The sequence below is a fragment of the Nocardia sp. NPDC057272 genome, assembly GCF_042668615.1.
GTDB lineage: Bacteria > Actinomycetota > Actinomycetes > Mycobacteriales > Mycobacteriaceae > Nocardia.
Genome location: NZ_JBHUYK010000003.1, coordinates 119,178 through 131,760, shown reverse-complemented (window position 1 = coordinate 131,760; position 12,583 = coordinate 119,178). Strand labels below are relative to the sequence as shown.

Here is a 12,583-nt window from a genome sequence, read left to right as displayed (position 1 = left end):
CAGCAACTAGGTGACTACTCGTTATTCGCGCCGTTCGGTTCTCGCGTGGGTCCGCGCCCGGTCGACAGCTTGCCGGATGCCCTCGGTGAAGGGGTCACCGTGGCCGGGGAGAACCAGGTCGGCGGCGATCGGCTCGAGGGCCTCGAGTGCTGTGAGGGTTTCCGGGGTCGAGTGGTTGAAGAAGTCGGGAAGTAGTTGGGGGCCTGTGAATTTCGAGGTGGGATGCGCGGTAACCAGGGTGTCGCCGGTGACTACCGCGCCGGCGGCCGCGAGATGGAAGGCGGAGTGGCCCGAGGTGTGTCCCGGGGTCGCGATCGGCGTGGGGCGGCCGGGAAGATCCAGCTCGCCCGCGGTGCGGAAGGGCTGGATGTGGGGGACCTGGTTCTTACGGAGGCCGCCCGCGCGGGTGATCCTCAGGGCCCAGCCGCAGGTGGAGACGTCGGTGAGGCGTTTGATCACGTCGAGCGGGGTGGCGGACTCGTGGACCTCGCCTTTGGCGTGCGGCACCTCGAGGCGACTGGTGTAGGCGGGGATGCCGTACTTCGCCTGTAGGTGGTTGAGGGCGCCGACGTGGTCCAGGTGAGCATGGGTCAGCAGCACCGCGGTGATGTCCTCGGGGCGATGACCGAGGGCCTCGATGGTGGCTTCGATCAGGCCGGCGTCGCCGTACCACCCCGCGTCGATCAGGGTGAGGTCACGACCCTCGCGGAGCAGGACCATGTTCACGTCCGTGCCCGCGATGGTGAAGACGTTGTCGGCGACCTGCTGGTGACGCATGAGAATTGTCCCTCTCCGATGCAGTGGGTTTCGACCCTACCGGCGACCGGCAGGGTCGAGACCTCGTCACCAGATGGTCACACGTTCCTCCGGCTTCAAGTAGAGCTTGTCCGCCGGAGTCACGTCGAAAGCCTCGTAGAAGCTGTCGATATTGCGGATCACCGCGTTGCAGCGGAACTCCGGCGGGGAGTGCGGGTCGACGGCGAGACGGCGGATCGCCTCCTCGGTGCGGGCCTTCGTGCGCCAGACCTGCGCCCAGCCGTAGAAGACGCGCTGCAGCCCGGTGAGGCCGTCGATCACCGGAGGTTCCTTGCCTTCGAGCGAGATCTTGTAGGCGGCGAGGGCGATGGACAATCCGCCGAGGTCGCCGATGTTCTCGCCGATGGTGAATTCGCCGTTCACGGTGTGCTCGTCGTCCAGGTCGGCGGGGGAGAGCACGTTGTACTGGTCGATCAGGGCCTTGGTGCGCTTGCCGAACTCGGCGCGATCCTCGTCGGTCCACCAGTCCTGCATGTTGCCGTCGCCGTCGTACTTCGCGCCCTGGTCGTCGAAGCCGTGCCCGATCTCGTGGCCGATCACCGCGCCGATCCCGCCGTAGTTGGCGGCGTCGTCGGCGTTCATGTCGAAGAACGGCGGCTGCAGGATCGCCGCGGGGAACACGATCTCGTTCATGCCGGGGTTGTAGTAGGCGTTCACGGTCTGCGGGGTCATGAACCATTCGCCACGATCGACTTCGCCACCCAGTTTGCCCAGGTCACGGTCGTGCTCGGCGGCATGGCCACGGCGGTAGTTGCCCACCAGGTCGCTCGCGTCGATCTCGACCGCGGAGTAGTCGCGCCAGGTGTCGGGGTAGCCGATCTTGGGGGTGAACTTCTCCAGCTTGGTCAGTGCGGCCGCGCGGGTGTCGGGGCCCATCCACTCGAGGTCGGCGATATTGCGGCGGTAGGCCTCCTGGAGATTGGCCACCAACTCCACCATGCGGGCCTTGGCCTGCGGCGGAAAGTGCCGGGCCACATACAGTTTGCCGACTGCTTCACCGAGCAGTTCCTGCACCAGCGACACCCCGCGCTTCCAGCGTTCGCGGTTCTCCTCGGCGCCGGTGAGAGTGCGTCCGTAGAAGTCGAAGTACTCCTCGACGATCTCGTCGGTGAGGAACCCCGAACGCGCGTGCAGCACCTGCCACGCCGCCCACGCCTGCCAATCCGTTTGCGGCACCTCGGCCCACGCGGCGGCGAAGGCGCGCACGTAGCCTGGCTGACGCACGACGAGTTCGGCGAACAGGTCCTTGCCGTCACGGTCGAGTCCGGTGGCGACACCGTCTACCCACGCGGCCCAGTCGAATTCCGGGTTCTCGGCGACCAGGTCGGCGAAAGTGGTGAGGTTGTAGCTCTTTTCGGCATCCCGACGTCGGACGACATCCCAATGTCCCGCGGCGAGTGCGCGTTCCAGCTCGAACACGCGGCGGGCGGCGTCGGCCGGGTCAGCGGGGAGCAGGCCCGCCAGCGACGCGTCCGCGGCGGCGATGGTGAACGTCTTGGTGATGTGCGCGAGGTACGCGTCGCGGATTTCCGCGAACTCGTCGGCGCGGTAGTAGGACTCGTCGGGCAGCCCGATGCCCGACTGGGTCGCGTGCACGAGGTAGCGGGTGGAGTTCTTGTCGTCGGTGTCCACGTAGTAGGCGAGCGCGCCACGGACCCCCGTGCGCTGCAAGCGCCCGAGCAGCGCGGCGAACGCACTCGGATCGCCGACCTCGGCGATCGCGCGCAACTCCTCGGCGACAGGTGTGAACCCGGCCGCCGCGACCACATCGGTGGCCATGAAGCTCGAGAACAGATCCCCGATCTTGCGGGCGTCGGCATCGTCGGCCGCACCGGCGGCACTATCGGTGATGATCGCCTGCACATCTAGCTCGGCCTGGTCGTAGAGCGTGCGAAACGCACCGTCGACAGCCCGGTCGGCCGGGATCTCATACCCGGCCAACCACTGCCCGTTGACATGCGCGAACAGATCGTCCTGCACCCGCACATCCTGATCGCGGAAGGACAGATCAATACCGGAGGGAGCGCTCAGATCAGAAGTCACGCCCCCCAGTATGCCGAAACACCGATGGCCGGCGACGTGGTCTTACACGCAGGCGAACTCGTCGTCGCGGACGCCGGCTACGAAGGCATTCCACTCTTCGGGGGTGAAGCGGAGGAGGACGGCTTCGTGGCGGAGGGTCGTCGAGCCGTCGGGGGAGGTGTGGGCCACCAGGTCGGGGTGGGGGCGGGCGGTGAGAAGGCAGTGGAGGAAGGCTGTCCACAGGGGGGCGTCGACGGTGATGATGGGCTCGTCCAGGCCGGCGTTCATCGGGTTGCGGCGGAATTTGCTGTCTCGTATCTGGACAGCGTCTCCATCGAAACGAACCTCGACACACTGGTTGCCGTTATTCGAGCGCGACGAGGTGAACCAGCCGTGTTCGGCCGGGCGGCGGCGAGCGGTGGTGGACATACCCAGAATCTTACACGCTTGCATACTCCCTGATCAGGGCGAGAGATTCGGTGCGGGAAAGGGATTGCTCGCGGGCACGTACGTAGGCGAAGCCGAGATCGCGGACCTGTTCGGCGTCGTCGACATGACCGCCGAACACCGCGCTCTCGGCCCAGGCGAAGGTAGGTAGCTGATCGCTTGCGAAGTCGAGCAGATGGAAGCTGGAACCGCCGAGCACGGCCCCCTCGGTCGCACTGAACGGAATGACGCGCACGTCGACGGTGTCGAGTTCGCGCACCAGCGCGACCAGGTGCCGCAACTGCCCGCGCAGCACCTCGCCACCGCCGGTCTGCTGACGCAGAGTCGCCTCGCCGAGCACCGCGGTGAGTTCCAGCGGGTCGGGCCCGTGCAATCTCTGCTGACGACGTAGTCGTATCGAGACTAATTGGTCAACTTGGACCGGGCGGATCATCACATCGGCACTGATCAGCGCCCGCGCGTACGCCTCGGTCTGCAACAGACCGGGCACGATCATGCTGTCGTAGCTGCGGATACTCTGCGCACCCGCCTCCATCCCGTACAGCCGCTGCAACTCGGGACCGATCAGCGCCGAGGAGGCCGTCGTCCACCAGCCGCGCTGCTTACTCGCTTCGAGCAGGGCGAGCAGCTCGAGGCGTTCGTCGGGCGTCACATCGAGAACGTCGAGAACCGGCTCGATGGTGGTGCGGGTGAGCACCCGCCTGCCCTTCTCGACATGCGACCAGTTCGCGGGCGTGAACCCGACGCGACGGGCGAACCCGGCCGAATCGAATCCGCGCTGCTCGCGGAGTTCGCGCAGACGCAGGACGAGTTCCCACCGCGCGACGGTCGGCGAAACGGGAGCCATGGGCGAATATCGTACGCTGATCGACACACCAGCTACTGACTATTGTCAGCGCGGTTGTGCGGCTATAGGCTGCGTAGAACGGCATTTTTCCCTCACGTCCTGCCGTTATGAAAAAGTTTCCGCGCCACCTGGTCGTGATGCTCCACCTCTCGCCGAGATTCGCCCCAATCGAGCGAACTCACAGCTACATCGAACCACCGTCGACAGAGACGAGGTCGTGATGAGCACGTTGCACACTGATGAGGACAAGGGCGGGTATACGGCGGCCGAGGAATACTCGGCCACCCAGGACGCTTTGGCGCGCTGTCGCCAGTACCGCAAGCACCATGGCCTCTACGGCGTCGTCGACGCGGCGCTGGGACGAATCGTGCTCGAGATCGGCGCGGTCGGCGCGGTGGTGATGCCGTCGACGCTGGGCGAACGAGTCCGCGGGATGCTCGTCACGCGCGGCCTGCGCTGCGGGCCGATCATCGCCCACCCCCGCTCCGGTCGCTGGACCTTCCTCACCGGCCCGGTCGACAACTCCTACCTCGACACTGTGCTGTTCGCCGAGCTGTTCCGGGTCTGCGCCTCGGTCGCCCTGCCCGGTAGCGAGGTAGTGCTGCCGTCGCCGGCCGACGAGCGCAGCGGATATCGCACCTGGATGCAGGCGCCCGACGGCGACTTCCGACCCGATTTCGCGCAGATCGTCGCCGCTACCAGGACAAATGCCAAGTCGGCGACCTTGATCCGGCAGCCGGGTTCGGCCTGAGCTCACCCACCGCCGAGGCGCGCGTGCATCTCCCAGACGAGCACCTCGGCGTCGCCGTGCGGACGGATCAACTGGCCGCCGGAGCGGGTCAGCCGAATCGCGTCGCCCTGGGACAGGGTGCCGAGACCCTCGACGTCGACCTCACCGCGTGCGACGAAAACATGCAGGTACGGGGCATCAGGAAGGGTGACGCCGGGACTGTCGGCCGTCATCCTGGCAACGTGCATGGCGGCATGTGAGGAATTGATCGCGATGGCCGTGCGGTCGCGATAGCGGGGCAGGCCCGACGCGACCGTCACCAGCTCGCCGCGCGCGAGCTCGTCGTCGATCTCGAGCTGCTGGTAGCCGGGGTCGACGCCCGGCTCATCCGGAACCACCCACATCTGCACGAAGTGCACCAGCTCGTCGTGGGTCTTGCCGTCGAGGCGCCACGAATCGTTCTTCTCCGAGTGCATGATGCCCGTGCCCGCGCTCATGCGCTGGGCCAGACCCGGATAGATGACACCGTTGTGGCCGAGCGAATCCTGATGCACGAGGCTGCCGCCGAGCACCCAGGTGACGATTTCCATGTCCCGATGCGGATGGGTGTCGAAGCCCTCGCCGGGCAGCACCACGTCCTCGTTGTTCACCAGCAGCAGCCCGTGATGGGTGTTATCGGGGTCGTAGTGCTCGCCGAAGGAGAACGAATGCTTGGAGTCGAGCCACGGGATCCGCGTCTTCATCCGGTCGCCACCGCGGTGTAGTTCGATCCGCGGCGGTGTCGTCGATGTGGGCGTCACCCTTCAATTCTGGCACCACTATGGTCATGACGTGTCGACTCATCCCCCTGACGGCTCGAATACGGCGGATGAGCAGCCGGTCTCGATGAGACATCTGCTTCGCGACACCCGCGAGGTGGTCCGCCGGAACCCGCGGGTGCCACGGCTGGCCCTGTTGCGGCTGGCCGCGCAGTTCGGTGACGGGATGTTCCAGGCGGCCCTGTCGGGCGCGATCCTGTTCAACCCGGAACGCGAGACCGATCCGCTGGCCATCGCCGCCGGTTTCGCGGTGCTGCTGCTGCCGTATTCGGTGCTCGGGCCGTACGCGGGCGCGCTGCTGGATCGGTGGGATCGGCGCAATGTGCTGCTGGCGGCGAGTGTGGCGCGGGCGGTGCTGATCGGCGTGGCCGCGATCGGGCTGTTCGTGGGCGTGGGGGAGACGCCACTGCTGGTGCTGGCGCTGGCGACGGTGGGGATCAGCAGGTTCGTGCTGGCAGGTGTGTCGGCGGCGCTGCCGCGGGTGCTCGAGCAACGCTGGCTGGTGCCGATGAATTCGGTGCTGGCGACGGTGGCCTCGGTATGTGCCGGGATCGGCGCCGCGGCGTCGGTGGCGGTGATCGCGCTGATCGGCGCGGGCGATGCGGCCTCGGCGGTCGCGGTGGCGTTGAGCGGGCTCGGCTCGCTGGTCGGCGCGGTGCTGGCCTACGGGTTCGGACCGCATGTGCTCGGGCCGGACCGTGGCTCGGCCGCGACCGAGAGCACCGTGCACGCCATCGCGACCGGTCTGCGCACCGGCGCGCGGGCCGTGTGGCGTGCGGCCCAGGTGACCACGGCGATGATCGGCATCGGCGCGCATCGCATCGTCTTCGGGATGAACACGCTGATCATGGTGCTGGTGCTACGCCAGCCCACCGACGGCGCCGAGATGAGCGGCGGGCTGATCGGCTTCGGGGTGGCGATCGGCTTCGCGGCGGCAGGCATGCTGCTGGCCGCGATCGGTGCGCCGATCCTGATTCCGCGCCTCGGCAGGCCGCGCACCGTACTGCTCGGGCTCACGACAGCGGTGATCGTGCAACTCACGCTCGTGACGCCGATCGCGCTGGCCACCGGGCCCGCGGTCGACAACGCGCACCGACTACTGCTGGCAGGCGCGTTCGGGCTCGGCCTCGCCGGGCAGACGATCAAGCTCACCGGCGACGCGAGCATGCAGATCGACATCGACGACGACCAGCGCGGGCAGGTATTCGCCCTGCAGGACACGGTTTTCAACGTCTGCTTCGTCTTGGCGATCGCGGTGACCGCGCTGGTGATCCCGGCCGACGGACGTTCGATCGGGGTGGTGCTGGCCGGCGCCGGGGTGTACGCCCTCGGCATCGCGGCCATCGTGCTCAATTCCCGTCGAGCCAGGGTGGCCTGCTGAGGGTGCCCGCGGGTTCCTGGGCCAGCACCGTTCGGTGATCGGCGGTGGCCGGCGCGATGTCGGGGAGCAGCGTGTCGTGGTCGACGCCGGTGTCGTAATCGATCCAGAGCGCGTCGACGACGCTCGTGTCGGCCAGTGCGTCGTAGCTCGACCAGTGGTGCACGACCGCGTCGCCGGTTCCGAAGACGTACTCGATTTCGTTCACATGTGTTTGGACGCACGGCAACAGCGATCGGTTCCGGTAAGTTCTCACAAGATCACAGGTGTTCCTCGCCGACACCGATTCGAGGGAGCCAGATGCGCGCAAGACCGGTATCGCACGGAACTGCCGCCGTGGGTGTGCTGCTGTCCGCCATCCTCGCCGTCCCCGCACAGGCGGGCCCGCTGCCGTGGGTGCCCCCGCCGGTGAATCTCTGCGGGGAAACAGGATTCGACCCGGTCAACCGGCTGCCCGACCCGGCCGCACCGCCCGCGCCGGTCCTGCCGCCGAGTATCGACATCCCGGTCTGGGTGCCGCAGCTGACGCCGGTACCGATTCCCGACCCGCCGCACGACAACACGCGCGTCGCACAGGTTCCGCTGCCCTCGGATCCGTGCCGCAATCCGTGCCCGGAGGTCCGTGACACGCCGGAACCCGAACCGGAAAGTACGGACGAGTCCACCTCGACCGGATCGGCGATCGCGTTGCCGCGGATCAGGATCAACCCGGAGATCGAGCCGATTCCGATCCCGGTGCCCGGCGGCGAGGGCGAACCGGCCCAGGAAGCGCCGGAACCGGTGGTCCGGCCGATCGAGCGCGGTCCGCTGGGGGCGCCGGTCGTGCCCGCGAAGGTGGAGTCCGTCCGCCTCGTGGACCAGGTCACCGGACACGGCTCGACCAACCGGACCGATATGCGCTGGCAGGTCGACGGCACCGACCTCGGGCTGTTCTGGGAAACCGAACCGGGCAAGGTGGCCATGGTTTTCGGCGACACCTTCGGCGAGGGCTGGGCCTACGGCGGCGCCGGCTCCGACGGCGCCGACTGGCGATCGAATGTGCTGGCCTACAGCACCGACAAGGATCTGAGCGACGGCATCACCATCGACTCGATGGTGCAGGACAGCCCCTGTCACGCCGCCGAACTCCTCGGCAGCCGCAAGATCAAGAACTGGGAGACCACCACGATCCCGACCTCGGGGTTCGCGCTCGGCAAACGGCAGTTCATGAGCTACATGTCGGTGAACCACTGGTCGAAGATCCCCGGCATGTGGATGACGAACTACGGCGGACTCGCCTACTCCGACGACGGCGGCTCGACCTGGACCAAAGATCAGCATGCCCGCTGGGAGAACATGTTCGGCCTCGGGCAATTCCAGGTGGCGGCGATGGTGCCGCACGGGGACTACGTCTACATGTTCGGCACGCCCAACGGCCGGATCGGGACGATCGGCCTGGCCAGGGTGCGCAAGGCCGACGTGCTCAACAAGACGGCCTACCAGTACTGGGTGGACGGCAATTGGGCGCCCGCGGCGCAGAATTCGGCGACACCGCTCGTGAACGGGATGGCCAGCGAGCTGTCGGTGCGGTTCGACGAGGAAAGCCGGCAGTGGCAGATGGTCTATCTCGATTCGGCCGCGAGCCAGATCGTGTTGCGGACCGCCGGCCAGCCGCAGGGCGCCTGGACCTCGACAGTGCCGCTGGTGTCCACCGAGATGTATCCGAAGGCGTACGGCGGGTTCATCCATCCCTGGTCGACCGCGCAGGACCTGTACTTCACGATGTCGGCGTGGGACAGCTACAACGTGTACCTCATGCACGCGCGATTGAATCCGCCGCGCTGAGTCAGGACGCCGCCACGAACAGCAGTCTGTCGCCGGGGCGAGCCTGCGCGACCCGGTCGACATCGGCATCGAGGACGACGGCGATCACCGGATAACCGCCGGTGATCGGGTGATCGGCCAGGAAGACGACCGGCTGACCGCTCGGTGGCACCTGCACCGAGCCCAGCGCCACACCCTCGGAGGGCAATTCACGGCCGATCGACCGCACCAGCGGGGGTCCGTCGGCGCGATCCAGCCGGGCACCGACCCGGTCGGTGTCGGTGGAAACGATCCAGGAACCGCGGAACAGCTGATCGGGATCGGTGAACCAGTCCGCGCGCGGGCCCGGACACGCTCGGACCGTGAGCACTTTCGGCGGCAGCGGAACCGGCGCGAATTCCACGGTCGGGAGGGTGCGCGGCGGGGGACCGACCGGCAGCTGCGTGCCGACCACCAGCGGGTCGGGACCGATGCCGGACAAGGTGTCGCGGCTGCGCGAACCCAGCACCTTGGCCACATCGATACCGCCGCGCACCGCCACGTAGCTGCGCAGACCGGTGTTCGCGAGGCCCAGTCGCAGCACCTGGCCCTCGTCGAGTTCGAGCACACTCGCGTGCCCGACCGGGGTGCCGTCGACGGTGGCGGGGGCGGGCGCGCCGGTGACCGCGACGGTGAGGTGACCGTCGGCGCGCAAGGCGAGACCGCCGAGCAGCGCTTCGATGGCGGCGAAGTCCTCCGGATTGCCGACCAGCCGGTTCGCCAGCCGCAGTGACCCGCGGTCGGCCGCACCCGCCTGGCCGACGCCGGAATCGAACCAGCCCTGTCTGCCCAGGTCCTGCACTGTCGCGAGCGGCCCCACCCGTTCGATGAAGATCAGCATGCGATCTCTCCCCGATTCGCTGTCGAGGCGGCGCACCGTTGAGCAGCCCTTGATTTTCCGCCGAAGCAGCTATTCGTCGGAAGCGACGAACCTGATCGCCGAACCCGCCCGCACCAGCGCGGGTGGATCGCGGTCCACCGCCCACATTCGCAGATCGGTGGTGCCGATCAACTGCCAACCGCCCGGCGTGCCGCGCGGGTAGACGGCCGAATATCCGCCGGCCAGCGCCACCGCGCCGGCCGGAATGGCCGTGCGGGCATGGGTGCGGCGTGGCACCGTGAGCCTGCCGTCGGGCGAGGTGAGGTAGCCGAAACCGGGCGCGAAACCGACGAACGCGCACCGCCAGACAGTGCCGGTGTGCGCCGCGATCACCTCCGGGATCGACAGGTCGAGCAACCGCGCCACCTCGGGCAGGTCCGCGCCGTCGTAGCGCACCGGGATCTCCACCACCGGCTCGGTATCCGGCACTGTTCCACGGGAAACATCCGGCGAATCCGCTTGCGGTGGCTCGTGATCCAGCCGGTCGAGCAGCGCGACGAGCTCACGGCGGACCTGCACGCCGTAACTCACCGAATGCATGGTGATCAGCACGGTTTCCGCCGCGGGCAGCACATCCTCGACACCGGCTATCGCGTGCACGCGCAGCGCGGAGGCCAAGCGCTGTACCGGGCGCGGGTCGTCGAGGGTGATGAGCATGGCGCGGTCACCCGCGGGCCGGATCCGCGCGTTCCAATCGATGTCCATCGTGCCTCCCACCCCTCAGCTGAACGGCTCCACCGGTATCCCGGCTTCGTCGAGCGCCCCCCGAATCCGGCGGGCCATCTCGACGGCCGCCGGAGAGTCGCCGTGGACGCACACGCTGGCCACGGACACGGCGACCGTACCGGGACCGTCTACGGTACGCGCGGTCCCCGACAGCGCAAGAGTTGTCGCCTGGGCCACGGCGTCGTCGGCCGACAGCACCGCCCCGGCAACTCCGCGCGGGGCCAGCGAACCTGTTGCAGTGTAGGCCCGGTCGGCGAATCCCTCACCGACGAAACGCACCCGCTGGGCGGCCCGTTCCAGTTCGGTACCCGCCGGTCCGAGCAGTGCGAGACCGGGTTCGGCCTCGGCCACCGCGGCGACAAGGGCTTCGGCGAGCAGGCGATCGCGGGCGGCCGCGTGGTAGAGCGCGCCGTGCGGTTTCACATAGCGGACCCGGTCGCCCGCCGCCCGCGCGAAGGCCGCGAGCGCGCCGATCTGATAGAGCACCTCGTCGCGCAGATCGGCCGGGGCGATGGCGATATCGCGGCGGCCGAAACCGACCAGATCGCGATAGCCGACGTGCGCGCCGATCCGCACGCCCTTGGCCACCGCGAGTTCGCAGGTGCGGCGCATGATGGTCGGATCGCCGGCGTGGAAACCACACGCGATGTTCGCGCTGGTCACGATGTCGAGCATGGCGGCATCGTCACCCATCCGCCACGGGCCCAACCCCTCGCCCAGATCACTGTTCAGGTCCAGCGGCATGCGATGCCCTCCGGTCTTCGCGGGTCACTCGCCGGGAATGTACCCCGGTATTTCGAGCATGAACGCACAGATTCATACCGTTATCACCGGGGCGCGGTTCAGCAGGCGTACACGCGGACCTCGGTGGCCTTCACCGCGAAGTAGACCTGAATGCCGGTGGTGAGGTGGAGTTGGGCGACAGCGGCGGGGGTCAGGTCCGCGCAGAGACCCGGTGCCTGCGGTGCGTCACCGCGAACCCGGACGATGCCGCCCCGGTCGGTGATCTCGGTGATGTCGACGGTGAACACGTTGCGTGGGCTACCGCCGGGCCGGCTGCGGAATACCGACACCGCGGCCGGTGCGAACACCGCCGCGGCGCGGGCGCCGGGGAGGAAATCGCCGACGACGCAGCCATCGACGCCGAGGTCGTCGACGAGCACCGTCCCCAGGGCCGGGGCCGGATCGCCGGGGTGAGTCCGCGGTGCCTGCGGTTCGCCGGCACCGGTGAGCAGGCCACCGCGTTCGGCCACCGGACCTGTCTGGAGCGCTGACTCGACGCCGGTGCCGCGCAGGAGGTTGAGGCCGGCGATGCGGGCCGCGAAGGGGTTGCGGGGGTGCGCCATCACCTCGGCGACCGGGCCCGATTCGACGATGCGGCCTGCTTCCAGGACGACGAGGCGGTCGGCGAGGGTGATGGCGTCGATGATGTCGTGGGTGACCAGGACGGCGCAGCGGGGGTGGGCGCGACCGGGTTCGTCGCGCAGGACGCGACGGAGCAGGGTTCGCATGGCCGGGGCGACATCGACATCGAGCGCCGACATGGGTTCGTCGAGGAGCAGCAGGTCGGGGTCGACGGCGAGAGCGCGGGCCAGGGCGACACGCTGGGATTGACCACCGGAGAGCCCGCCGGGGTGGCGGTCGGCGAATTCTTTCGCATCGACGGCGCTCAGCCAGTATTCGGCGATTTCGCGGGAGGTGCGCGTGTTGGCGCCTCGACTGCGTGGGCCGAAGGCGACATTGTCGCGCACGCTGAGGTGGGGGAACAGGAGTGGGTCCTGGGCGAGCAGAGAGACTCCGCGCCGATGTGGGGGCAGCGCAATGCCTTCGGCAGTGTCGGTGAGGGTGCGTTCGCCGAGTCGTACGTGGCCATCGTCGGGGACCAGCAGTCCGGCGATGACTTGCAGCAAGCTCGACTTCCCCGCGCCGTTGGGGCCGAGCACGGCGAGTACTTCGCCGGGGCCGGCTTCGATCCGCAAGTCGAGATGGCGGCCTGCGATCCGCGCGGACACCGACAGCCCGCTCGGATGGCTCGAACGATCGGCGGGCCACGTCGCAGGTGGGCCGGTATGGTCGC

Annotated in this window: 13 protein-coding genes; 3 read left to right on the top strand and 10 right to left on the bottom strand. The window is 68.3% G+C overall.

The window, feature by feature from the left end:
* Positions 1 to 21: 21 nt before the first annotated feature.
* The 4 genes from ACFULV_RS05905 to ACFULV_RS05890 form a co-directional block, all read right to left on the bottom strand.
* A complete protein-coding gene (locus tag ACFULV_RS05905) occupies positions 22 to 777 on the bottom strand; it encodes an MBL fold metallo-hydrolase (RefSeq protein WP_378653559.1) in 756 nt (251 codons plus the stop codon).
* Between the two features lie 66 nt (positions 778 to 843).
* Complete coding sequence (locus tag ACFULV_RS05900) at positions 844 to 2,859, bottom strand: M13 family metallopeptidase (RefSeq protein ID WP_378653557.1); 2,016 nt, start codon at positions 2,857 to 2,859, stop codon at positions 844 to 846.
* Positions 2,860 to 2,901: 42 nt separating this feature from the next.
* A complete protein-coding gene (locus ACFULV_RS05895) occupies positions 2,902 to 3,267 on the bottom strand; it encodes a DUF397 domain-containing protein (RefSeq protein WP_378653555.1) in 366 nt (121 codons plus the stop codon).
* 10 nt (positions 3,268 to 3,277) lie between these two features.
* Positions 3,278 to 4,132, bottom strand: a complete 855-nt coding sequence (locus ACFULV_RS05890; RefSeq protein WP_378634661.1) for a helix-turn-helix domain-containing protein — start codon at positions 4,130 to 4,132, stop codon at positions 3,278 to 3,280.
* 220 nt (positions 4,133 to 4,352) lie between these two features.
* Between ACFULV_RS05890 and ACFULV_RS05885 the strand changes: the two genes are divergently transcribed.
* Positions 4,353 to 4,883 (top strand): hypothetical protein, encoded by a 531-nt coding sequence (locus ACFULV_RS05885; RefSeq protein WP_378634659.1) that lies wholly within the window; start codon positions 4,353 to 4,355, stop codon positions 4,881 to 4,883.
* A 2-nt stretch (positions 4,884 to 4,885) separates the two neighbouring features.
* Here the strand turns inward: ACFULV_RS05885 and ACFULV_RS05880 are convergent, their stop codons facing one another.
* On the bottom strand, positions 4,886 to 5,605 hold the full coding sequence (locus ACFULV_RS05880) for a pirin family protein (RefSeq protein WP_378653999.1): 720 nt from the start codon (positions 5,603 to 5,605) through the stop codon (positions 4,886 to 4,888).
* A gap of 142 nt (positions 5,606 to 5,747) precedes the next feature.
* Between ACFULV_RS05880 and ACFULV_RS05875 the strand changes: the two genes are divergently transcribed.
* A complete protein-coding gene (locus tag ACFULV_RS05875) occupies positions 5,748 to 7,061 on the top strand; it encodes an MFS transporter (RefSeq protein ID WP_378653996.1) in 1,314 nt (437 codons plus the stop codon).
* Here the strand turns inward: ACFULV_RS05875 and ACFULV_RS05870 are convergent.
* Positions 7,030 to 7,266 (bottom strand): hypothetical protein, encoded by a 237-nt coding sequence (locus ACFULV_RS05870; protein WP_378653553.1) that lies wholly within the window; start codon positions 7,264 to 7,266, stop codon positions 7,030 to 7,032. The genes ACFULV_RS05875 and ACFULV_RS05870 overlap by 32 nt on opposite strands.
* Positions 7,267 to 7,358: 92 nt before the next feature.
* Here ACFULV_RS05870 and ACFULV_RS05865 point away from each other — a divergent pair, with 92 nt between their 5' ends.
* A complete protein-coding gene (locus ACFULV_RS05865; RefSeq protein ID WP_378653552.1) occupies positions 7,359 to 8,882 on the top strand; it encodes a DUF4185 domain-containing protein in 1,524 nt (507 codons plus the stop codon).
* A 1-nt stretch (position 8,883) separates the two neighbouring features.
* Here ACFULV_RS05865 and ACFULV_RS05860 read toward each other — a convergent pair whose 3' ends face one another.
* The 4 genes from ACFULV_RS05860 to ACFULV_RS05845 all read right to left on the bottom strand — a co-directional run bounded on the left by ACFULV_RS05860 (position 8,884) and on the right by ACFULV_RS05845 (position 12,524).
* Positions 8,884 to 9,741, bottom strand: coding sequence for a biotin-dependent carboxyltransferase family protein (locus ACFULV_RS05860; protein ID WP_378653550.1), 858 nt, complete (start codon positions 9,739 to 9,741; stop codon positions 8,884 to 8,886).
* Between the two features lie 69 nt (positions 9,742 to 9,810).
* Positions 9,811 to 10,485 carry an allophanate hydrolase subunit 1 gene (locus tag ACFULV_RS05855; protein WP_378653549.1) on the bottom strand — a complete coding sequence of 225 codons (675 nt, stop codon included), beginning with the start codon at positions 10,483 to 10,485 and terminating at the stop codon, positions 9,811 to 9,813.
* A gap of 15 nt (positions 10,486 to 10,500) precedes the next feature.
* Entirely contained in the window at positions 10,501 to 11,250 is a 750-nt protein-coding gene (locus ACFULV_RS05850; protein ID WP_378634648.1) for a LamB/YcsF family protein, read from the bottom strand.
* 98 nt (positions 11,251 to 11,348) lie between these two features.
* Positions 11,349 to 12,524: a sulfate/molybdate ABC transporter ATP-binding protein gene (locus ACFULV_RS05845; protein ID WP_378653994.1), complete on the bottom strand. Its 1,176-nt coding sequence runs from the start codon at positions 12,522 to 12,524 to the stop codon at positions 11,349 to 11,351.
* Positions 12,525 to 12,583: the final 59 nt, after the last annotated feature.

Excerpts from the sequence above, each read along its gene's own strand:
- ACFULV_RS05865 (WP_378653552.1), top strand. The coding sequence starts at position 7,359 with ATGCGCGCAAGACCGGTATCGCACGGAACTGCCGCCGTGGGTGTGCTG.
- ACFULV_RS05905 (WP_378653559.1), bottom strand. The coding sequence starts at position 777 with ATGCGTCACCAGCAGGTCGCCGACAACGTCTTCACCATCGCGGGCACG.
- ACFULV_RS05855 (WP_378653549.1), bottom strand. The coding sequence starts at position 10,485 with ATGGACATCGATTGGAACGCGCGGATCCGGCCCGCGGGTGACCGCGCC.
- ACFULV_RS05850 (WP_378634648.1), bottom strand. The coding sequence starts at position 11,250 with ATGCCGCTGGACCTGAACAGTGATCTGGGCGAGGGGTTGGGCCCGTGG.
- ACFULV_RS05860 (WP_378653550.1), bottom strand. The coding sequence starts at position 9,741 with ATGCTGATCTTCATCGAACGGGTGGGGCCGCTCGCGACAGTGCAGGAC.
- ACFULV_RS05875 (WP_378653996.1), top strand. The coding sequence starts at position 5,748 with ATGAGACATCTGCTTCGCGACACCCGCGAGGTGGTCCGCCGGAACCCG.
- ACFULV_RS05890 (WP_378634661.1), bottom strand. The coding sequence starts at position 4,132 with ATGGCTCCCGTTTCGCCGACCGTCGCGCGGTGGGAACTCGTCCTGCGT.
- ACFULV_RS05885 (WP_378634659.1), top strand. The coding sequence starts at position 4,353 with ATGAGCACGTTGCACACTGATGAGGACAAGGGCGGGTATACGGCGGCC.
- ACFULV_RS05895 (WP_378653555.1), bottom strand. The coding sequence starts at position 3,267 with ATGTCCACCACCGCTCGCCGCCGCCCGGCCGAACACGGCTGGTTCACC.
- ACFULV_RS05880 (WP_378653999.1), bottom strand. The coding sequence starts at position 5,605 with ATGAAGACGCGGATCCCGTGGCTCGACTCCAAGCATTCGTTCTCCTTC.